Origin of the sequence: Sphingobacterium sp. SRCM116780 (assembly GCF_021442025.1) — a bacterium.
GTDB lineage: Bacteria > Bacteroidota > Bacteroidia > Sphingobacteriales > Sphingobacteriaceae > Sphingobacterium.
This window is the reverse complement of the sequence record NZ_CP090446.1, coordinates 2529626-2549745: the sequence shown is the minus strand read 5'-3', so window position 1 is coordinate 2549745 and position 20120 is coordinate 2529626. Positions and strand designations below refer to the sequence as shown.

Genomic DNA, 20120 nt, shown 5'->3' with positions numbered 1-20120 from the left:
TCAGGACAGTAAAATAAAGATAAAAGTAAAGTGCTGTATTTTATGATTCATTTGAGTATTATCTCCTAAAAGCTGTGGGCGAATTTGAAAATTTATTAATATAATAAGCAACCTAGCCGAGAATAATTCAAAATTTATTCTAAATCTCTTCATTGCTTTGTCGTGTAATTTAATTTCTTATATAGGTGTGTTGAGATTACAGCTTTCAAAAAGTGCAAAAAATAAGCTGACAAAACCACTCTGTCTTGCGTTGATGTCGTTATAAAGATCCATTCAAAAACAAATGGGTATTATCGGCAATGCTACCTACTTGCAGGATACGATAATAATTAGAAGAAAGGCAGACAAAATGAGTTTCAATTATAGCAACGATGATAACCGAGAAAGTTAAAGACAAAACATATAATTAAATGATGACATATGTTAAATAAATTTATCAAAGTAAATCTGCCAACAAATAACATGATGAACACATCTGTTATTCGTAATTATTCAAAACTCAAGCGTTCTTTATTTTTTTTCCCCCTGTTTTTTTTAGTTACCATAGTTTTATTCCTTTATAAACAAGATTCGTTACATGTTGATAAATACATACAGATTCAAAAGGATTGTTTCTATTTTCTGAATTCAAAATTATCACAATTCCCCAATACAATATTTAACCTCACCCAACTTGGAGACGAGATAATTATTTTATCTTTCCTTAGCGCTTTTATTCTTTATGTTCCTAAAATTTGGGAATCTTTAATATCCGCTTCTCTTGTTTCCTGTATATTCTCTTTTTTACTAAAAAAAACATTTGCTGTACCAAGACCTGCTGCTGTATTTGATCATACTAGTTTTGTTATCATTGGCAAAACATTGACAGGACATAACAGTTTACCATCTGGGCACTCCATTACAGTTTTTACCGTACTAACTGTTTTGCTATTTGCATTCATACCTAAAAAGATGAACTATAAAATTTTATGGTTTATTTTCATGATCAGTATAGGATTGATAATTGGGTTTACAAGAGTAGGTATAGGAGCACATTATCCGCTTGATGTTATTATAGGTGGAATTATTGGATATATCTCAGGACTATTAGGTATTTTTATCAACGAAAAATATAAAATCTGGACTTGGATCAATAATAAAAATTACTATCTAATTTTTATGCTGTTCTTTCTGATTTGCAGTATTTCATTAATCAACAAAATAATGATTGATCATTTAATTATATTTTATTTATCATTGACCAGCTTACTCATTTCACTCTATAAAATCGTTCATATTTATGTTAAAAAATAATTTGAAAATTGCTCATTTTGCTTTATTAATGAGTTTTCTTAATTTTTTATTCTTTCATTTCCCATTTTATGTTTTTGTCTTCAATAATGTTGATTATACAAGTTTGAACGGTATTGCGATCATTATTAGTGTAATGATTCTGATGTTGGTTGCCAATGCTTTTGTTTTTTATCTGATCTGTTGTCTGCCACGTAATGTAGGAAAATTTTTATTAATCATTTTTTTTATTACCAATGCCATTGCTGTTTATTTTATTAATACTTACGGTGTTATCATAGATAAAACGATGATCGGTAATATCCTCAATACCAATTATGCTGAGTCTAGTAGTTTTTTTTCAATGAAATTATTACTATACATCATTCTACTTGGTATTCTTCCTAGCATTTACATCTTTAAAGTTAAAATAATACATGTAGCATGGAAAAAATCTGCAATAACCTCCTCGCTCACCCTATTATTTATGCTGATTTTAATACTCGTTAATGCAAGCAATTGGCTATGGATTGATAAAAATTCAAAAAAATTAGGTGGGCTTGCTATGCCTTGGTCTTATTTAGTAAATACGTCACTTTTTTATTCTGACAAATATAAAAGTAATGAAAAAGAAATTTTACTGCCAGATGCGACAATAAAAGATAATCAGAAATCGGTTGTCGTTCTTGTTATAGGGGAATCTGCAAGAAGCCAAAATTTTTCTTTATATGGATACAAAAAAAATACGAATCCACTGCTTTCCAAAATACCTCATTTATTTCATTTTGATGCTACCTCTTGTGCTACTTATACAACGGCTGGTGTCAAATGTATTTTAGAACATACAAATACAGATAAGTTATATGAAATCTTACCCAATTATTTATATAGAAATAATGTAGACGTTATTTGGAGAACCTCAAATTGGGGGGAACCACCAGTTCATATTAAAGATTATCAAAATAGAGATGTTTTATTGCCAAATTGTAAAGGTGAAGGATGTGATTATGATGAAGTTCTTCTGACAGGATTAAAAGAACAAATATTAGCCAGTAAAAAGAATAAAGTATTGATCATATTGCACACAAGTACAAGTCATGGACCTACATATAGTACTAAATATCCATCCCGATTTGAGACTTTCAAACCCGTATGCAATAGTGTTGAATTAGGAAAATGTTCTCAAACAGAGCTAATCAATGCTTATGACAATACCATTGTTTATACGGATTATATTTTATCTCAGATAATTGAAGATTTAAAAGAATTAAACGCGTATAAAAGTGCTATGATTTTTGTTTCAGATCATGGTGAATCTTTAGGAGAAAAAAATCTCTATATGCATGGAGTACCTATAAGTATTGCACCAAAGGAACAATATGAGATTCCTTTTATCGTTTGGACATCTGATGGATCGAAACAAGTCAAACCCAATAAAATATTGTCTCAGAACCATGTATTTCATAGTGTTTTAAATTTTTTAAATATTCAAAGTCCTATTTATGATGAGGAGATGAATATTTTTAAATAATTTAATATACCACAAACCTTAGCTTATAATACGGGAACAAACTTTTTAAGTTCAGAAACAAGAGGTTTAGGTGCTTATGGTTGGGTTCAAATCATGAATGGCGTAGGATTAGCATCTGTTTTTTTTGACTGAATGTTTGTCTTTTTTCTCAATTACACATACTTCTGTCAACGTAGGTCTTACCGCCATTACCATTGATATAGTAACAGCCTCCTCGAGGACCTCGTATATATGATCTAGAAGAAGAGTTCTTATTCTTTAAAGATGTTGCTTTCAAGCCAGAATTGCCAGGTGCAGAGGATACTCTATTGATAGATGTCACATTAGATTTAGCATACTCCCATGTACCATCCGACTTTAAGATTACCTTTTGACCATTTGTTGTCGTGGCATACTGGGTTTGACCAAATAATATCACGACAAATAGAGAAAGCGTAATGGCTAATAATAGATTTTTTATCATTCTATTCTTGATTATTCCCCTGTTTTAACTCACCGATCTTGGGTTCTTTATAACATAAGATACTTATACAATCATTTTGCCCTAAGATCAGATATTCTTTAGGGTTGAAATCATCCATATATCCCAAAAGAAAGCCCTCGCGTTTTTTTTCTTGATCGTACCAACCGTTCTCTTTAATTTCCCAAATCCATCCTGCTGGTCTTGAGGAGTTCCAAAACTCCAATAAGTTACCTTCATCCAAAACTCTAAATCCTACTATCGAAGTGAATTTTACTTCAATAATTTCATCATCAGGATCATAAAATGAAACTGTAACGATCAAAGACTCTAGGTCATAGTTGATTTCAATAATTTGTGGGACCTTGCTTTTATTTATAAGTTCCCCAAATTCTATTGCAATTGTATCTTTCATATGACTACAATTTATTGTTGTATTATTTTTTCCAATCCAATTTCCAGCTGCTTAAATATTTCCTTTAAAGAACCCTCCGTTTCTTCTTTTGGTATTAGTAATGGTTTAGGCCAATTGATTGAGGGCAATTTAAACTTTCCTTTAAATTCTGGGAATAGTTGATCAATTTGATTTTCGTTGAAATCTGAATATTCTAGAAAAGTCCATTTTGAACTTTTATTTAATTTTACCGCCATCAGATTCGTTATCTTTATAAATTTTTTTGATGTATCGGAAGGAGATATCACTAATACTTGTGGGATGAGGGTGAAAATTATTCCATGTTTTTCCAGTGGATTCAGTCTATTGAAATAATATACAGTATCTACTGAAACTCCATCATTATCAAGTGAACTATATGATTCTTGTAGTTTTTTTATAGCATAAGTTTTACCTCCCATTGCCTCAAGTAATCTAGGGAAAGTTAAATCTAAAAGTCCTTTGGCATCTTTACTTAGATGAGCCTTTACAAGTGATTTAAGTTCATCATCTATTTCAGTACTCTTTTGGCAATATCCATTGCTGATTCCAGCTATAAAGAATAAAATGAAGATGGTATATTTAAGATTTAGTAACATTTTCTTTTTTGACGATTTTAAACGAAATGGTAATGTATATGATTATCTTACCTTCATATATTCTCCAATTGAATCTATCGTTACTAGTTTTCCAAAGTATTTTCGTTTTGCATAAATATTGAGAATCTTTCTAACAAATACGAATTACTGCATAGAAATTGGTTCAAAACTAATCTCTCCACGTTCTTCCAAAGATAACATGATAGATTCTGTAAGAATCGGATATTTTCTGACGTACTGTGTATATCCATAAGATTTGAATTTAATGTATCCATCTTGAAGTTCGATGTGCCATTCATATACCCATTTGTTTTTCTCTTCTTCATGTTTGGAAACAAGAATTATGTCGGCTACTTCCAACATATCAGTTAACCCACCTCTTCGATCAATATTGATAACCAAACCATATGTATTTTTAAAAACCAATGTACAAGGTGAAATCCAGAATAAGAAATTAATCTTAGGCCGAATAGGATTAATCCATTTAAATATATAGTCGATATCAAATGCTAAATCCGAAAACCCCGTTTCCTTATTGACTTCCTTAAAAACCATTCCATAGATATTGCAATCATGCCATCCCATGTTATCATAATCTTGTTCTGTCCAAATCGATTTTTTAAGTTCAAAAGTCTCCATCGAGAAAATGTTTTAATATAATTATAGGAAAATACCTGCTTACTTTACTGACATCTTACAGTATTGATAATTCAATTTTTCTTTGGCTTGTCTTTTATAAATAATGCTATTATAAAAAATGTAAAAAGGAACATGATAAATTGAATGATGAATACAGGAATTAAATAATCGGCTTCAAAGAATCTATATATAAAACTGAAAAATGTTACTGGGATTGTAAACATTAAAACAGGGATTGACCATTCGCCGTACAAAAGATCACCTCCTGCAATTGAGCAAACGGCTAAGGTCCCTATACCTACATAAGTTGAAGAAATATACAATGCAATTTTTCTTGTTTTCAGAAATGAGTTTTTGCCTGACCCATACATTGCTGTTGGGTCATTTTCTCTTTTGGTTTTAATTAAATTTTCAATCTGTTCTGCTTCACTCTCAGAAAAAGATCTTCCTCTTTCTTTCAAAATTTCATAAGCATATTGAACCGCATCAGCAACAAATGTAGTATCGGACTTGATATAATTTTCAAGTTCCTTATCACTTAATTTTCTGATCACATTTCTATTTGCCATAATACTTGGTAAAACTTTTTGTTAGTGTAAAACCACTTAGTACAAATGCAAGATCGAATTTAATGAAAGTTTTATTCAAACCACTTTATCCCAATCTAGATCACGCTTTTGATCGTGGTTTAGTAGCAGTGGACGCAGATTATTGTGTTTTGTTTTAAGCATATATGAGAATCGGAAGGAATATCCTTAAAGCTCACAACAGCTCAGGGGCAAAAAACTTATTTTACCTAAATATGAATAGTACTATCCATCAATAGAAAATCTAGGATGGCATAGGGTGAAGTATTTAAAGAAGGATAAGTGTGAAGTTGAAAGGAACATCACCAATTTAATCTGTGAAATTGACCAAGAAACTGGAAGTCTTTTAATTGTAAATTTTGTCAAGTAAGGAACAGAGTGTACCGGATTTGACCAAATACTGTCACTATAAGTAAAGAAAGCGTAATGGTTAATATTAGATTTTTTAACATTCTATTATTGATTTATCGCCATGTTTTACCTCGCCAATTTCGGGTTCATTATAACACAAGATACTTATACAATCACTTTGCCCTAAGATAAGATATTCTTTAAGATTGTAACCAGCCATGTATCCCAAAAGACAACCCTCACGTTTTTTTTCTTGGTCAAACCAACCGTTCTCTTTAATTTCCCATATCCATCCTGCTGGTCTTGAGGAATTCCAAAACTCCAATAGATTGCCTTCATCTAAAACTCTAAACCCTTCTATAGAAGTAAATTTTACTTCTATAATTTCATCATTAGGATCATAAAAGGAAATTGTAACAACCAAAGACTCGAGATTATAGTTGATTCCAATAATTTGTGGGACTTTGTTTCTATTTATAAGTTCTCCAAATTCTATTGCAATTGCATCTTTCATATAACCACAATTTATTGTTTTATTATTCTTTCAAATCTCTCCATTGAGAAACATTAAGCTGCACATATAAATTGTTACATCTATCACTTCAAGTATTTTATATTTCCAGCGCTATCGTCTCTAAATGATTGTATTTAATACCTTGTATAACTTTAATAAGGAGTCAGCCATTCGCTTTTTCCAGTATCCAGTGCATATTTATATACTCCAAATAACATTCCTACGTATAGGATGTTATTGTGCATAATTATTGAAGAAGACGTTGAATGGTCTTCCCAAAGATCAAAGGAGACTATTGATTTTATCTGTTTATTTTTATCAACAGAAACTATATTTTTGGTAGTGACGATTAAAATATTATCTTCTTTATCTAGACAGGCAGTTTGCGGAGCAAATGGTAACTCTAAATATTTTTGGGCAGTCCATATGTCCTCTTTTTTTATCAGTTGCATTATCCTTCCATCACTTGTTCCTAAATGAGCAAGGCCTTCTAATACTAATATATCGTTACTTCTGGTGATAAATTGAATGTAGTTTCCAGCATCAACGTGATAGTTTTTTTTACCATTTTTAGAAAACCAGTATAGTTCTCCCCCCCATTCACCTCGGTTTACACTAATAAGAAAGCCATTATCAGTAATTTGAAAATCACTGGGATCTGCGTGTGTCAGAATTTTATCAGAGCTTTCATATTCCTTTGAGTCTTTGAGTTGGATATACTTTGGTAATTCTATCGGTTTACTCTTCTCTGTTACTTTAGGTTGATCATCCTCCAAGTATACAGTCCAAAGATCAATCTGTCCTTCATAACTTTGATGCTTAGGTAAGGGATTGCTTTTCCAGTCTTTTAATAACTTATTATAAGATTGTGCAGATAGGATAGTTGGAATGAGTGAAATCAATAAGATAAATAATTTTTTCACCATCATAGTGCTTTTCATAAAATGATTATTACTGAATAATTCCATAACTAATCTTAACAATAAACTGGTCTTAACTTTTTTTTGATTCATAAAAAAGGTTTTGACGTTTATGTTATGAGACATAAATGTCAAAACCTAAATGTACGAAGTGCTTGACAAAGAAACAATAAAAATAGTTCTGTACTTGAGCCCGTTCTATTTCTATTTAAAAGTAATACTATTCAGTAGGGTATTTATAAAAGCTTCTGCTTTGGCACTATCTTCTTTTGTAGAAATAATGGTACCCATTAATTTGTATCTATTCTGCTTATCTTGAATCTCAAAATATTTATTGTTATCCGTGCGAAAATAATATACTAGTGTTTCATAGTTATTGACATTTTTTACTTCATCAAAGTATATGCCTTTAAAAGCTTTACCTACACCAGCTCCCTCTGGACGATAGGCATATCTAAGTTTTTGAAAATCTTCTTTTTTACCCAGAAGTATAGTTCGGGATACTATTTTTATCAACATATTATCGATTAGCCAAAACTCTCCAACTAGATCTAAGGATTGTTTGTAGCTTGTGACAGAGTTACGAGTCTTATATATACCAAATGCATCTTCCATTGACAGTCGTTTTGAAGCAGGAAGTAATTGACTTGTTGCGATGCCTGATAGGGGGGTGACACTCTCACCTTGTATATAAGTTTGTGCCTTTATATTTAGAACTGTAAATAGTAAAAGTATAAATAAGGTGCTGTATTTCATGATTACTGTGTGTTGCAATTGTTAAAAATTGGTTTATTAGTGCTTGTCTCTAATATCAAAGGTTTGAAATCTAATGTTGCTACCTTATCAGAGCGGTATATATTGACAACACCATCATACAATTTTAATAAGGCATATTCTTGTGCCTCATTGAAAGGTACGTTTCGGTTTTTTTCATAATATTCATTATATAACCTTCTATATTCTGTTGTATTTGTATTTATTTTCTCTTCAAAGTTCGTGCCCATTGCTATCCATTTATCGGCATCTTTTATTGTCACCATGTATATATAACTTGGAGTCACAATAGTCGCACTAAAATAGTCTATAAATATGGTCTTTTGCGATGTGGGTATCTGATTGTAACCAGTTGATCCATTAAAAAGATCTCTCGGGGTGGGACCACTTTCAAATGGGTGTGAATGTACAAATCCCACAGTTACACCGCTGCTTCCCCATTTCATCCTCCACTGTATCTCCTGTTTCTCCCCATCTGTCCGAATAGGAGTATTCTCCAATACCTTATTGGTAACATCCGTCATTACCGTTTCATAGGCATACTCTACAGTATCGGTCAGTGCGATTATTTTGTTGAGATATACCTTGGATGAATCGAGAGTGGAGCGTTCATTTATCGACATGCGTCCTGCACAAGGGTCTTTTGATGGTTTTTTGACAAGCTTGTATGTATTTGGTGGACCGTCTCCCGCATCTGCAGGAATTCTTGGATCCAAGCTTGGTAGTGGTCCTGTTTGCTGTCCACCACCTCCAGTTCCACTTCCAGAATCAATATAAATGTAGTCACAAATCGTATTGGTATAGCTATACCCATTTAAGGATGCGGTTATTGACCTGCAATTAGTAGTTACCCAGACTCCTGCTACCTTTGTACCCGTTCGCATCAGTTTTGTAGGCCTATCTAAATAGATCCTTAGCTTATAATCAGCATAACCTATTTTAGGAGAGAATGCATCCGCAGTAATCAAGGTCCCCGTAAAAGCTTCTTGCGTACTTCCTTCATTAGGGATCAATAGATTGGTTTGGAAATGCCACGAACCAGATTTATACGTTGCCGTTGTAAACATTCTATTGGTCATAGTATGCTCTCTATTATCATCACCTTTGATATACTCAAAAGAATCCAACACATTAATCCCAATGTACAGTAAGGAGTCAGACTGCTTAAAAGTTCTAGACCAATCCAACTCGTAATTTATTTGTGTAAGAAAGTTCGCGTCTTTCTGTTTTTTACTCTCTTGGTCGTTATAGCTGTTTTTCACCTCTTGTAGCAGTGGCGTAGAAGAGGTTTCATACAAGTCTTTGTTGCAGCCAATAAAAAGCAGCGTTCCAAAAAGAATCAAAAATAAACTAACAATTTGGTTCTTAATTTTCATTTAACATTTATTTTATTTAGGTTTTATTTATTTTTCATGAAAATATAAAATAAATCGATCAAATAAAAAATATCGCTTGAGAAATTAATTACTTGTCGAATAGTTTGCTGATTACATGATAGTTAAAGTTGTGATTTATGAAAGCAATATTTTTTTATTGTTCCCATTACGGGAATCCGTAAATAGGAGTGATACCTATGGATTAACTTTGAAACCAGTCAAACAATAGTGTTTACTCATCACATTCATGTTATTACATTATGGAATACAGAGTAGTACCCTTTACAGCCATCTTAAATCCCAAACTGATTACAGCAGACAATGTTGCAGATCAATTAGCGCAGATCATCGTAAATTATGGCTCCCAGGGGTGGGACTATGTCAGATTAGAGAGCGTCTCTACCTATATAAGTCCAAATTCAGGTTGCTTTGGATTGGGGGCAAGACCTGGATATATGTCCGCTTATCAAATGGTCGTTTTTAGTAGAAAATCCCTGTGAAGTACCTGTTGATTATTTTGATTAAAATCTACTGGCAGCTTATTCCTCGCAACAAACGAAGATGCTGTATCTTTCGAGTCAGCTGTTCCCAATATGTTTATCAGCAGAGCAAACAAAAAGGGTTGATAGACGGATTGAAGGCCCTTCATTATCGGATAAGCAACTGCAGAGGTGGATTCCAACTTTTTGATCATCCTATTGATGGATCAAAAATGATACTTTTACCCACAGGAGAGGTATTAGAAGAGCATCAAATAGCAACGCATTTTCTCCATAAAAATTAATTGCAATTACATCTAATTTATTGTTTTTAAATACCAATTACACCTCAATATCAACAGCAATGCCATTGAAAAGAGATAAATCCAAGGTTATTTTGATTCTATTATCACTAAAAATGGATCTCCTATTTCGTCTCATTCACGGATAAATGAAGCTGCTACAAGTTATACAGTTTCGTCAAAAGGAAGTGGGGGTGGTGGAAATGCTAGTGAAGGAACGACAAGTTCAAGTTATTGTGGAGCTCCAACTCAAAAAGGTAGACCCTGTACAAGAAAAGTCTCTGGAAACGAGAAATGCTGGCAACATCAATAATTAATTAAATCTTTTATACATATAATCTAAAAATTATGGCAACTAGACGTGAAATCCAATGAGTTATTAAAATAATAACAATGTTTATAGTATCAGAAGAAAGAAGTTGAATGTGTCTTTAACAATGACTTTAATACTGTATTTTACAATATTAACCCTAGTAACTTAATTATGAATAATTTAAAAGAACTTTTACAGAAAAACCATTTTCAGGATAATACATTTGCTCAGATTGCAGAGTTGTTGCTCAATCATTCCTTGTTGACCGTTAATGAAAAGAGCTATCGACTTACCGAAATCGAGTTTTATTGGAATGACAATAAAGATCATCAAGACAAGAGCACCTACATTCGTAACCATACTGAAAATTTGCAGGCAGGTCAATTGTTTTTTCATTACTCCGGGTTTGATATAGCAATGGACAATGAGTTTGGCTATGGAGGTATTTTGATCCGAGCTGTTTATGATCTTTCAAACAATAAGCATTATAAAGGACCGATGGTCAGTTGTATGCACATTTTTAGTGGAGTATCTGTGTTTGGGGGGCATATGGATGTGCGATTGGAAGAGAAGAGTTTAGACCCACCATTGGATGTCTTTACTAAACCAAAGATAGGTTTGGGAAAGAATGCGATTGAAGGAGGATTTGATAGCAAAGATTATAATTACTCCATTAAACTTTTGAAAAAATAAACTTATTTAAATGATGAGGCAATCGAGTTTGAAACAGTAATTTATAGCAATTATTTCATAAATATATAAGGAGAAAAATCACGAGGACTATACTTCGTGATTTTTCTCCTTCTTATAATTCATATTCCCATATTAATTGCCCTAAGGTCAAGTATAAATATATAACGATCCGTACAGAAGAAGAATATTTGTACAACCAGTACTACCCATAAATAAAAAATCTAGAATGGCACTAGGAGTGAAGTGTTTAAAGAAAGCTAATTTTAAGATGAGCTCATAGGTTTATTTCCACAACCTCCTCGTCTCCAAGAAAAGTTCAATCTGATTCAGCACCAGAGGTAGTTTTTTGATGATATCCTGTGTCCAAAAGCGGAATACTGTATAGCCCATATCTCGAAGAGCTCTATTGACACGTTCATCCTTTTGCATATTGCGTTCAATCTTCGGTATCCAGAAGAGGCGGTTGGATTTAATACGGTTGCGGTTGTTTCTCCAGTCGAATCCATGCCAAAATTCACCATCTACAAAGATGGCAAGTTTATACTTTTTAATCACGATATCAGGAGTGCCAGGAAGCGATTTATCATGCAAGCGGAAACGGATATTCTCTGCCCACAGCGCCTTCCGCAAGATCAGTTCTGGCTTGGAGTTCTTAGCCTTGATTCTTGACATATTATAACTGCGCTTCGGACTGGTGTAAAAACCTGCTTTTTCTTCGAAGCGAGGAACATAGATTTTTTCCGAATCATCATCATAGGTTCGCATATCCTAAAATTACGGAATAATATTGCCCTCCCTATATATTTATTCTATTTCTCTAAATCAATTATAGCAGGATTATTAATCTGTGTATTTTATTTGAAATACTGAATGTCTTAAGCTATTAGAGTACTCGTTTAGATAAATCTTATTTGGAGATTTAATTTGAAGAAATTTTCACCATTCTCTTGATAAATCAGACCAAATTTATGCTTAGTTGTACTGGGTGTTTCTAACTTGGTGTTTTTCAGTAAGTAATCTTCAAATTCATTTCTATTATATACATGGTAGCAAAGTACATCACCGTTTTCTTTTACCACAAGATAACCACCATTTGCTTCGTAGATTCCATTCCAAATTTTACCAGGCATCATTCCTAGTGCAATGTCAACTAACAGTCTTTTTAATTTATAATTGTAATACAAATGAGCGGTGCTTGTGTCAAAATTTAAGGGGTTTCTCTCTTCTAGTTTTTCACAGAGTCTTTCCAGGTTTGAATCACCCAATTCAGCTGAAAGTAGTAATAAAGAAGAAAGAATTTGTGGAAGCATACTATCTATCAAAATCAGATTATTTTGAAAAACTTGTTTTTGCGTTCCGACAAATCTTAGTGTTGATCCCGTATTGCCTATGGCTGTAATCCTATCCTTTAATTTTTGCCTACTGTCGATATTATTGATTCGCTCAATTTCAGTTGAACTAAGATTAGAATTTTCAACTTTATAAACAAAGTTTGTCGTCTCCCCTGCGTTTAATAGGGTAGAAGGGCTACCTAATCTTGATTTTATACTAAAGCCCAAAACAGGCTGGATACCCGTTCTTAGATCATGTATAATAATCGTAATATCTGTTTTAGCAGTAGATTTTGCTTTTAATGAATGAGAATTGATCGTATTCATAAACGATTCAATTTCAGGTATCGCAAATGTTTTGGTATTTGTTTTAATCGCCTTTAGCAAATCATTTGCTTTGTTTAAAAACTCAACTGCAACTACAGTTATTGAATTTCCTTTTGAATCGATGATATTAACATTTGTATTATCTATCGTATATGAAAAATCGTCAACGGGTTCTTTTCTTAAAATACTGATTATCGGATAAACAAGGTTTGCGACTCTATTTAGATCGCCATCGCCAGCATACATTTTGCCATCACCCAACAGTTTGAACAATGCATAAATTTCACTCCATTCTCCTTTGTTTCCTGTCAGCATAATTTAGATCAGATTTAGTGTTTTTAAAATTTGTTTAGCTGTTGCCTGAATCGCTGGCACCGCTACTGAATTGCCAAATTGTTTATATGCAGAAGCATCGGCCACCGATATGATAAATTCATCAGGAAACCCCTGCAATCTAGCCCATTCTCTTGGCGTCATTTTTCGGATACCTTCACGATTTACTTCACCTTTTATTTTGGTGGTAGGATTGAAATCCGTTATACGGTCATCATAGACTAAGTTTCTTTCTCTTCCCATGCCACCACACACTACAGCATTCGCAATGTTTTCATCTGGAATGACCATATACCCAAATCCATTACCCTTATTGGCATGACGAGCCTTATGTTCCACCAATGTTTTCAGGTACTGGGTAGACAAGTAGTATTTAGTTGGAACCACCTCTCTTTCTTTGACATCAGCAAAAGAAACCGGTCTGTCCAATGCTTTAGGATAGATAAAAGAAGTTACTCCCGTACTTGGGTGAAAACCTACAATAAATATACGTTCACGATTTTGAGGAACCCCAAAATCTTTAGCATTCATTATTTGCGGGTCGGGCACATAATAACCTAAATCATTCCGTAAAACATTCAGAATTGTTTCTAAGGTTTTACCCTTATCATGATTTCGCAATCCCTTTACATTCTCCAAAAAGAAAGCCTTAGGCTGTTTACGTTTAATAATTTCTGCTACATCAAAGAATAGTGTCCCACGGGTATCTTCAAAGCCCCCTCTTTTGCCTGCAATCGAAAAAGCTTGACAGGGAAATCCAGCACATAGTACATCAAATCCATCCGGGATATAAGACTTTGTTTTTTCCTTGGTGATATCTCCAAAGGGCAATTCTCCAAAATTTGTCAAATAAGTTCTTTTAGCCTCCTTATCCCACTCACTGGTAAATACGCATTTACCACCTAAATTTTGGAATGCCAGGCGAAAACCTCCAATACCTGCAAATAAATCGATAAATTGAAATTTAGGATTTTTTATAGGAACAAATGGTACATTTATTTTTTCAAAAAGATCTGTCTGTAATGCCTTTTGTGCTATTTCTATAGTGATGTTCTGTTTTACAAATCGCTCTTGCAATGATGTTTGGGTGTAAGTAACAGCACCCTCCTTAAAATAGCTAGATACACCGTTTTTATCATTATGCAAAAAATGAGTTAAAGCAGATTCCATATAATCATCAGGATCAATTGGATTTACTTTACTGCGTCTTTCTGTCAAATATTTTAAAGATATCTTTTCCTTGAATTCCATATTTTTCTCTTCTTTCTTCAGCCTCTTTCATCACATCGCAAGATAGGGATTTTTTGGAAAATGATGAACATACTGACTTTCTTGACTTTGATATTTTTATACAATCCGTTTCCATAAGAGTACTGTTTCGGACAAATTTATTTAAAATAGCTATATAAAACTAAAAAAAATAGCATTTATTATTTTTAATTACTAATATTGTTAACAATTGTTCTCTATTCGATTATCAATAATAAACCTTAAGCTAAGAATATGAAAGAAATAACTCGAAACCCATTTACAGAATTAAGCAAGATCATTAGTCAGAAATCACTCATCAATTCTATGTTTGGAAAGCGATCTCCCAAATCGGGGAGAATTGAGAGATATATATTAGCACTCATATTAATAGGAATTTGTGCATACAGCCCGTTTATATATACTCGATTTTACGCTGATTGGTGGATAATTTATTTTCTGACTATTTCAATAATTATGTATTTATTAAAGAAAAAACTAGATGATGCTAATTATATTAATAAATTCGGTTATATGAATTTGCATGATAAGTTGAAATATGAAATTTATCAAAAAATAAAAGAATTAGAACTTGATTTTGAAGAATTCGAAGCATACAAAAAACACTTGAGAAATTTTGCTCTCGACAATAAAACCAATATCTTTTCTTGGCCGACCTTCTTTACTATTACTAGTATCGTTACAACAGCTGTAATTGGTTTATATGCCATAGCGCCAGAAAATATTGATATATTGAAACTGGGTACAGCTATTCTTCTTCTTTCATATTCTTTTTGGTATTTTTTTAAACTAATTGAAAGCGAGATTTTAAATAGAAAATATAGTAGATATTACGAGTTGTATTTGATTTTTTCGAGTTATAGAAAGGAAGATTTGAAATAAAAATAAACAGCAAGCGGTTTCAATTTATGTTACCTTATCTTCAATTTTTTAAAGATTATATTCCTTAAAATTAAGAAGGATATTAATATTCCGCTGAAATACGTTTTTCATTACCTGAGTCTTAACCTCTTCAATTTTATCAATGAGCTCATCGATTTTTTCGAGAATACACTCATTTTTATTCTCAAGGAGTACATTACTAGTCGCCCTTAAGGCTGAAATCCAGTAATCTCCTCTCTTTTATCTGGAAGATTTACTTTTGATTTCTTCAGATTATTAACAAATGTTTGTTATCATATGTTATCCAAATGGATTACTCATTATAAATTCCTAGATTTGTGCTATGCAACCATGCCCCACATATGATAAAGCACAATTGCGTGAATTGGCCTCTTTAGTGTCTCATGCGGCATTTAAGAAGCTAGGCAATAGCACCAATCAGTCGACATATATCCGTCGTATGAAGAAGTCTATTGGCTGGGATAATACGGAGACAGCAAAACCAAGATGCCTGAGCGATTTGATATCCTATTCTTATCAAATACTGGAGCAACAATATAGACATGAGTACATCTATAAAAACAAATTGCTGAATGATTTTGTCATGGAATATTACGCCATGGATGATACCATTCTACTCAATGAATTTCGTATCGGTCAATCCATTGCCGATGCGGTACTCATTAATGGTACTAACAAGGTTTTTGAAATCAAGACCGAACTAGATACACCCGAACGTCTAGAAAGTCAATTGAATGACTATTACAAAGCATTTACCGAAGTTTATTTGTTTACACATATCTCCCTATTGGACAAGTATCTCAGTATACTCCCAAACTATGTAGGTGTATTGATCTATACAGAAGAAGGAGAGGTCGCTCAATTTCGTCCAGCTATCAATAATAAAGAATTTCTAGATGCTAGCTTTATGATGGCTTCCTTGCGTAAACCCGAATATAGCAGACTCGTTAAGGAGTTAGTAGGCTTTCTACCCGAAGTAACACCTGTATTTTATTACCGAGCATGCTTAACGGTTCTGAATGAATTACCTATTGAAGATGTTCAAAGCATGTATTGCCACATCTTGAAGAATCGTATCGACAAGCAAACGAATATGTATCTGACACAAGGAGATCTACCATCTTTTGTGAACTTCTCTTTTTATCAGGCGAAATACAATAAAAAAGCGTATCTTACTATGATTAATAATCTAAGTAAGAACCTATTATAATTGCCTATGTATTTCCCTTATCTTAGAGGTAAGCAGTTTGAACTAATCGCTTTACGCGAATTAGCGGCTTTGCCTTTAAACCCTAATAAAATTATTCCTATTGTTGAACCTGTGAAAATAGGTTTAAAATCTATTTCAACAGCTCTAAAAGTGTTGAAACAATTCGAGGTGAAAATACAATTAATTGTCAATCCCAAAGTTGGTCAATTAGTAGGAAAGACGGATGAGATTATAACCTTTATTAGTGAGCAAATTGCACAAGGAATAGATAATATTATACCAACATTTTTGATTGAGGGAGATTCTGACGTGGTTTTATTACAAAATGTTGCTCAGGATCAAGGTTTTGATAAGACGGGCTATGCACTAATTCATATGGCTCCAGTACGGAAATTAGAGGAGTTAAGTAAATATTCGCAGGATACTACCTGCTTGTATAACACGATTCATATCAATCATGTATTTGCGTTAAGGCGTAAGTTCAGAGTAGAAACTTTGGGTATTTTAGGTGATTATTTTAGAAAACAAAGAGTCAACGCCGATTATGCCAATGATTTGGATGAATCATTTTCAAGTGATTGTTTTTACTATCGAAATGAAGGCTTTGCAGTTTTCTCAGATTATCAATCCATTGGAGACAGCTGGATAGAAGGAGGAATGTTACCCAAAGCTGTTGTCATTCATTTAACCTATCGTGATCCAGGACAAGATGAAATCCGTATTCATCATTTTGTTTCCAATACGAATGATGACACGCTTGATGTAGCAGGTAAATTTTATGAAGCATTGACAAAATTAGTTAACTTTTGTAACCAACTAGAGTTAAAGGACAGTTTGGCAATAAAATCTTTTCGTGATCTGCATGCACGCGAGGCATTTCCAGGACTTGGAGTCGTCAAAAAGCTTTCCATTATGCATCATATCGAATTAATTCAGGGATTAATTTAAATTCAATTATTTATGAATTGCTGTGTCCACTGTTTTGCCGACCAAGGGTTGCAAAATAGGATAGAAGCTGAGACTAATGGAAAAGGTGATTGCGATTTTTGTGAAAGTAGTGAAGTTAGTATAATCGCCTGTGAAGAGCTATCCGATATTTTTGATGCTTTATTTGAACTCTATGTTAACCATCCTACCGCAGTATCCTCTTTAAAGGAAAACAAAGCGGTCTCCATGCATGAGCACATACTTCGTTATTGGCCCGGCTTATTTAATCCCACGAAGCTAAAATCAAAAGGTGTAAAGCAATTGATTAATCAGATTGGTCGTGGTTGGGTTGGTTTTAACGAACCATTATTTGAGCAACCTGTCGAATTGCAAATCTATCTCAATGGAGAAGCCGAAGATGACTCCTACACGATAGAATGGGACACATTTGCCAGCGAGATAAAAGGAGAGAATCGCTTTTTTATTTCAAAGAAATTAGATTTGGAACTATTAGAATCTACATTTGCTCGGTTTGCAAAGACCTATCCGGCAGGAACTCGTTTTTATCGTGCACGCATCAGCGATCTCCCCCTTTCAAAAGAACAATTAGGTAAACCTCCTAAAGCCGTTACAACACCTGGGCGAGCTAATCCTGTTGGAATTCCTTATCTCTACATTTCAGATCAAGAGGAAACGACACTTTATGAAACTCGTATCTCTTTGCATGAATCTATCAGTATCGGAAGTTTCGTTTTGACGGCTCCTCTGCAAATCATCTCACTAAAAAATATTGTTGATTTTGGACCTTTTGAGATTCAGGATAAAGGTTTTGATATTGAGGAATTTATGCTCATTCGACCTTATCTGTTGAAATTGGAAGAAGAGCTTTCAAAACCAGTGCGTAAGCAAGATGTCAATTTAGATTATTTACCGACACAGTATCTGTGCGAGTATATAAAATCTTTGAACTTTAATGCTGTGGAATATAGAAGTGCTATGAAAGATGGGGGATATAATCTAGCAGTATTTAATGACAATAATTTGGAATGTATTTCTGTTGAACATTATCAGATTAAAGAGTTGAAATATAAATGGAACTGAAAATCTAAAATAGTTAAAAAGATAATTTATGAGGTCTATTATAAACTTACGTTGTTTATGTATTTCCAAATTCAGACCAAGTACTAAGAAAATTGACACTTTCTAATAAAGAATGTATCAAAAAAGTGAACAATAATAAACAGATACTTTTGATTTTATTGCTTTAATTGTATTGTTCTAGAATATGTTATTGAGAAAATGTGAGCTATTTAAAATAGCTCACATTAAAAATATTAATTTAAATTCTCGAGGTTCAGTTCTGGATAGTTTATTTTAGCATATTCAATAAACTCATCCAAAGAATTACTATATTGTATAACGAAATCTACAAGATTTTTTTTAGGTTTTTTATAATGCTTGTATATTTCTTTAATAATAGCTTTTTTAGTCCCATCTTTCATTTTACTAATCATTTTTTGAGATGGAGGGGTGGACATATTTAATACCTCTTTGGAAATATAATTAGCGGAAACAAACCAATTATATCTACTAGCGAATTCTCTCTTTGAAGATAAGATAGTCGTTGGGACTAAAATTATGTGTCTTCCAAATTGTGGTAAATCAACAATCGTTGTTTCCCACTTGTTTGCTTTATCGTTGTAAAATTCTATATCTATAGGTTTAGTACTTATTCCTAATCTTAAACATTCTTTACTAGTAAAATTAGCAAAAATATCTCTACAGACATTTGAAATGATATCAGACATAATATCTTGTCCAATACCATCAACAAGTAACAAAACATTATGTGCTTCGTTAGTAATAGAAGAGTTTTGTTTGGAAAAGGCATTGTTTCTTAAAGCATTAAAGATATCATTGGCTTTAGATTTAGATACAGCTTTACCTTTGTTGGTTGAAGAATATCCTAAGTGATATTCATTTGGTTCATGTAAGTGGTCAAGAAATGAAATTCCATTGTTTACATCATTTGTTTTGATGTAGGTCGTATTTAGCTCTCTTAAAAAATTTTTAATTCTCTGAGAGACTTGTAGTTCAAGTTTATCCTTTTTATGCTTCTCTATTAAAAAAGGGCATATAAAGGCTTCCAAATCATTGTCATCAATAGGAATGTCAACGAAACTGATTGGTGTATTTTTACTTATTCCAAAATGTTTTGTAAATTTTAAAGCCATATTTTATTTATTTATAGTTATGAATTGTGGTAGATTATACCACTCCTGTTAAAAAAAAGTGTTAAAATTATTGACGAATTAGAATTAGTTTATATCTTTGCACATCGACAACATTAATTTAAAATAATTCTAACGGTTTCAAAGTTTTACCTCGTTAACTCTTTGAAAATTTATTTTGTTTATATCATATAATTGTATTTAAGTTTAAATAAACCTATTTAACAATAATGTTGCCTGTCTATTATTTTACAATAAACAGGTCTATTATTTTTAATTTCCGCCACTATGACATTACCTTTATGTCATGTTATAAGTAATTATGCCTATATGGCATGATTATACCTAA

General features: G+C 32.7%; 23 protein-coding genes. 10 read left to right on the top strand and 13 right to left on the bottom strand.

All coding sequences use genetic code 11. The annotated features are described in order from the left end of the window. The first annotated feature begins 420 nt into the window (after positions 1-420). Entirely contained in the window at positions 421-1293 is an 873-nt protein-coding gene (locus tag LZQ00_RS10930; RefSeq protein ID WP_234509321.1) for a phosphatase PAP2 family protein, read from the top strand. Further along, positions 1280-2800 carry a phosphoethanolamine--lipid A transferase EptA gene (gene eptA / locus LZQ00_RS10925; protein ID WP_234509320.1) on the top strand — a complete coding sequence of 507 codons (1521 nt, stop codon included), beginning with the start codon at positions 1280-1282 and terminating at the stop codon, positions 2798-2800. Before LZQ00_RS10930 ends, eptA begins: the two co-directional genes overlap by 14 nt. Positions 2801-2948: 148 nt before the next feature. Here eptA and LZQ00_RS10920 read toward each other — a convergent pair whose 3' ends face one another. The 9 genes from LZQ00_RS10920 to LZQ00_RS10880 all read right to left on the bottom strand — a co-directional run bounded on the left by LZQ00_RS10920 (position 2949) and on the right by LZQ00_RS10880 (position 9453). Further along, complete coding sequence (locus LZQ00_RS10920) at positions 2949-3263, bottom strand: hypothetical protein (protein ID WP_234509319.1); 315 nt, start codon at positions 3261-3263, stop codon at positions 2949-2951. Position 3264: 1 nt separating this feature from the next. Then, positions 3265-3675, bottom strand: a complete 411-nt coding sequence (locus LZQ00_RS10915) for a hypothetical protein (protein ID WP_234509318.1) — start codon at positions 3673-3675, stop codon at positions 3265-3267. Positions 3676-3686: 11 nt separating this feature from the next. Further along, on the bottom strand, positions 3687-4292 hold the full coding sequence (locus LZQ00_RS10910) for a hypothetical protein (protein ID WP_234509317.1): 606 nt from the start codon (positions 4290-4292) through the stop codon (positions 3687-3689). A gap of 144 nt (positions 4293-4436) precedes the next feature. Then, positions 4437-4931 (bottom strand): hypothetical protein, encoded by a 495-nt coding sequence (locus tag LZQ00_RS10905; protein WP_234509316.1) that lies wholly within the window; start codon positions 4929-4931, stop codon positions 4437-4439. Between the two features lie 71 nt (positions 4932-5002). After that, positions 5003-5500 carry a hypothetical protein gene (locus LZQ00_RS10900; protein WP_234509315.1) on the bottom strand — a complete coding sequence of 166 codons (498 nt, stop codon included), beginning with the start codon at positions 5498-5500 and terminating at the stop codon, positions 5003-5005. Positions 5501-5963: 463 nt separating this feature from the next. After that, positions 5964-6383, bottom strand: a complete 420-nt coding sequence (locus LZQ00_RS10895) for a hypothetical protein (RefSeq protein ID WP_234509314.1) — start codon at positions 6381-6383, stop codon at positions 5964-5966. Positions 6384-6535: 152 nt separating this feature from the next. Further along, complete coding sequence (locus LZQ00_RS10890) at positions 6536-7396, bottom strand: hypothetical protein (RefSeq protein ID WP_234509313.1); 861 nt, start codon at positions 7394-7396, stop codon at positions 6536-6538. Positions 7397-7507: 111 nt separating this feature from the next. Beyond that, on the bottom strand, positions 7508-8059 hold the full coding sequence (locus LZQ00_RS10885) for a hypothetical protein (RefSeq protein ID WP_234509312.1): 552 nt from the start codon (positions 8057-8059) through the stop codon (positions 7508-7510). 2 nt (positions 8060-8061) lie between these two features. Beyond that, positions 8062-9453 carry a hypothetical protein gene (locus tag LZQ00_RS10880; RefSeq protein WP_234509311.1) on the bottom strand — a complete coding sequence of 464 codons (1392 nt, stop codon included), beginning with the start codon at positions 9451-9453 and terminating at the stop codon, positions 8062-8064. Positions 9454-9713: 260 nt separating this feature from the next. Here LZQ00_RS10880 and LZQ00_RS10875 point away from each other — a divergent pair, with 260 nt between their 5' ends. The 4 genes from LZQ00_RS10875 (at position 9714) to LZQ00_RS10865 (ending at position 11240) form a co-directional block, all read left to right on the top strand. Beyond that, positions 9714-9953, top strand: a complete 240-nt coding sequence (locus tag LZQ00_RS10875; protein ID WP_234509310.1) for a DUF4177 domain-containing protein — start codon at positions 9714-9716, stop codon at positions 9951-9953. Further along, positions 9950-10237 (top strand): membrane protein insertion efficiency factor YidD, encoded by a 288-nt coding sequence (yidD, locus tag LZQ00_RS18530; protein WP_411028053.1) that lies wholly within the window; start codon positions 9950-9952, stop codon positions 10235-10237. Before LZQ00_RS10875 ends, yidD begins: the two co-directional genes overlap by 4 nt. Positions 10238-10383: 146 nt before the next feature. After that, positions 10384-10551 carry a hypothetical protein gene (locus tag LZQ00_RS10870; protein WP_234509309.1) on the top strand — a complete coding sequence of 56 codons (168 nt, stop codon included), beginning with the start codon at positions 10384-10386 and terminating at the stop codon, positions 10549-10551. A gap of 167 nt (positions 10552-10718) precedes the next feature. Then, complete coding sequence (locus LZQ00_RS10865; protein WP_234509308.1) at positions 10719-11240, top strand: hypothetical protein; 522 nt, start codon at positions 10719-10721, stop codon at positions 11238-11240. A 282-nt stretch (positions 11241-11522) separates the two neighbouring features. Here the strand turns inward: LZQ00_RS10865 and LZQ00_RS10860 are convergent, their stop codons facing one another. The 3 genes from LZQ00_RS10860 to LZQ00_RS10850 all read right to left on the bottom strand — a co-directional run bounded on the left by LZQ00_RS10860 (position 11523) and on the right by LZQ00_RS10850 (position 14482). Beyond that, positions 11523-12005, bottom strand: coding sequence for a very short patch repair endonuclease (locus LZQ00_RS10860; protein WP_234509307.1), 483 nt, complete (start codon positions 12003-12005; stop codon positions 11523-11525). Positions 12006-12136: 131 nt separating this feature from the next. Beyond that, on the bottom strand, positions 12137-13213 hold the full coding sequence (locus LZQ00_RS10855) for an HpaII family restriction endonuclease (protein WP_234509306.1): 1077 nt from the start codon (positions 13211-13213) through the stop codon (positions 12137-12139). 3 nt (positions 13214-13216) lie between these two features. After that, the gene (locus LZQ00_RS10850; protein WP_234509305.1) at positions 13217-14482 is read right to left on the bottom strand and encodes a DNA cytosine methyltransferase; all 1266 of its coding nucleotides are present in this window, start codon (positions 14480-14482) and stop codon (positions 13217-13219) included. Positions 14483-14734: 252 nt separating this feature from the next. On the opposite strand from LZQ00_RS10850, the gene LZQ00_RS10845 reads away from it, so the two are divergent. The 4 genes from LZQ00_RS10845 to LZQ00_RS10830 all read left to right on the top strand — a co-directional run bounded on the left by LZQ00_RS10845 (position 14735) and on the right by LZQ00_RS10830 (position 18641). Continuing rightward, positions 14735-15382: a hypothetical protein gene (locus LZQ00_RS10845; protein ID WP_234509304.1), complete on the top strand. Its 648-nt coding sequence runs from the start codon at positions 14735-14737 to the stop codon at positions 15380-15382. Positions 15383-15725: 343 nt separating this feature from the next. Further along, a complete protein-coding gene (locus LZQ00_RS10840; RefSeq protein WP_234509303.1) occupies positions 15726-16613 on the top strand; it encodes a sce7726 family protein in 888 nt (295 codons plus the stop codon). A gap of 6 nt (positions 16614-16619) precedes the next feature. Further along, entirely contained in the window at positions 16620-17561 is a 942-nt protein-coding gene (locus tag LZQ00_RS10835; RefSeq protein WP_234509302.1) for a sce7725 family protein, read from the top strand. A gap of 12 nt (positions 17562-17573) precedes the next feature. Further along, positions 17574-18641 carry an RES family NAD+ phosphorylase gene (locus LZQ00_RS10830; protein ID WP_234509301.1) on the top strand — a complete coding sequence of 356 codons (1068 nt, stop codon included), beginning with the start codon at positions 17574-17576 and terminating at the stop codon, positions 18639-18641. Between the two features lie 233 nt (positions 18642-18874). On the opposite strand, the gene LZQ00_RS10825 is transcribed toward LZQ00_RS10830, so the two are convergent. Next, positions 18875-19774 carry a hypothetical protein gene (locus LZQ00_RS10825; protein ID WP_234509300.1) on the bottom strand — a complete coding sequence of 300 codons (900 nt, stop codon included), beginning with the start codon at positions 19772-19774 and terminating at the stop codon, positions 18875-18877. Positions 19775-20120 lie beyond the last annotated feature (346 nt).

Excerpts from the sequence above, each read along its gene's own strand:
- LZQ00_RS10930 (WP_234509321.1), top strand. The coding sequence starts at position 421 with ATGTTAAATAAATTTATCAAAGTAAATCTGCCAACAAATAACATGATG.
- eptA (WP_234509320.1), top strand. The coding sequence starts at position 1,280 with ATGTTAAAAAATAATTTGAAAATTGCTCATTTTGCTTTATTAATGAGT.
- LZQ00_RS10920 (WP_234509319.1), bottom strand. The coding sequence starts at position 3,263 with ATGATAAAAAATCTATTATTAGCCATTACGCTTTCTCTATTTGTCGTG.
- LZQ00_RS10915 (WP_234509318.1), bottom strand. The coding sequence starts at position 3,675 with ATGAAAGATACAATTGCAATAGAATTTGGGGAACTTATAAATAAAAGC.
- LZQ00_RS10910 (WP_234509317.1), bottom strand. The coding sequence starts at position 4,292 with ATGTTACTAAATCTTAAATATACCATCTTCATTTTATTCTTTATAGCT.
- LZQ00_RS10905 (WP_234509316.1), bottom strand. The coding sequence starts at position 4,931 with ATGGAGACTTTTGAACTTAAAAAATCGATTTGGACAGAACAAGATTAT.
- LZQ00_RS10900 (WP_234509315.1), bottom strand. The coding sequence starts at position 5,500 with ATGGCAAATAGAAATGTGATCAGAAAATTAAGTGATAAGGAACTTGAA.
- LZQ00_RS10895 (WP_234509314.1), bottom strand. The coding sequence starts at position 6,383 with ATGAAAGATGCAATTGCAATAGAATTTGGAGAACTTATAAATAGAAAC.
- LZQ00_RS10890 (WP_234509313.1), bottom strand. The coding sequence starts at position 7,396 with ATGAATCAAAAAAAAGTTAAGACCAGTTTATTGTTAAGATTAGTTATG.
- LZQ00_RS10885 (WP_234509312.1), bottom strand. The coding sequence starts at position 8,059 with ATGAAATACAGCACCTTATTTATACTTTTACTATTTACAGTTCTAAAT.
- LZQ00_RS10880 (WP_234509311.1), bottom strand. The coding sequence starts at position 9,453 with ATGAAAATTAAGAACCAAATTGTTAGTTTATTTTTGATTCTTTTTGGA.
- LZQ00_RS10875 (WP_234509310.1), top strand. The coding sequence starts at position 9,714 with ATGGAATACAGAGTAGTACCCTTTACAGCCATCTTAAATCCCAAACTG.
- LZQ00_RS10870 (WP_234509309.1), top strand. The coding sequence starts at position 10,384 with ATGAAGCTGCTACAAGTTATACAGTTTCGTCAAAAGGAAGTGGGGGTG.
- LZQ00_RS10865 (WP_234509308.1), top strand. The coding sequence starts at position 10,719 with ATGAATAATTTAAAAGAACTTTTACAGAAAAACCATTTTCAGGATAAT.
- LZQ00_RS10860 (WP_234509307.1), bottom strand. The coding sequence starts at position 12,005 with ATGCGAACCTATGATGATGATTCGGAAAAAATCTATGTTCCTCGCTTC.
- LZQ00_RS10855 (WP_234509306.1), bottom strand. The coding sequence starts at position 13,213 with ATGCTGACAGGAAACAAAGGAGAATGGAGTGAAATTTATGCATTGTTC.
- LZQ00_RS10850 (WP_234509305.1), bottom strand. The coding sequence starts at position 14,482 with ATGGAATTCAAGGAAAAGATATCTTTAAAATATTTGACAGAAAGACGC.
- LZQ00_RS10845 (WP_234509304.1), top strand. The coding sequence starts at position 14,735 with ATGAAAGAAATAACTCGAAACCCATTTACAGAATTAAGCAAGATCATT.
- LZQ00_RS10840 (WP_234509303.1), top strand. The coding sequence starts at position 15,726 with ATGCAACCATGCCCCACATATGATAAAGCACAATTGCGTGAATTGGCC.
- LZQ00_RS10835 (WP_234509302.1), top strand. The coding sequence starts at position 16,620 with ATGTATTTCCCTTATCTTAGAGGTAAGCAGTTTGAACTAATCGCTTTA.
- LZQ00_RS10830 (WP_234509301.1), top strand. The coding sequence starts at position 17,574 with ATGAATTGCTGTGTCCACTGTTTTGCCGACCAAGGGTTGCAAAATAGG.
- LZQ00_RS10825 (WP_234509300.1), bottom strand. The coding sequence starts at position 19,774 with ATGGCTTTAAAATTTACAAAACATTTTGGAATAAGTAAAAATACACCA.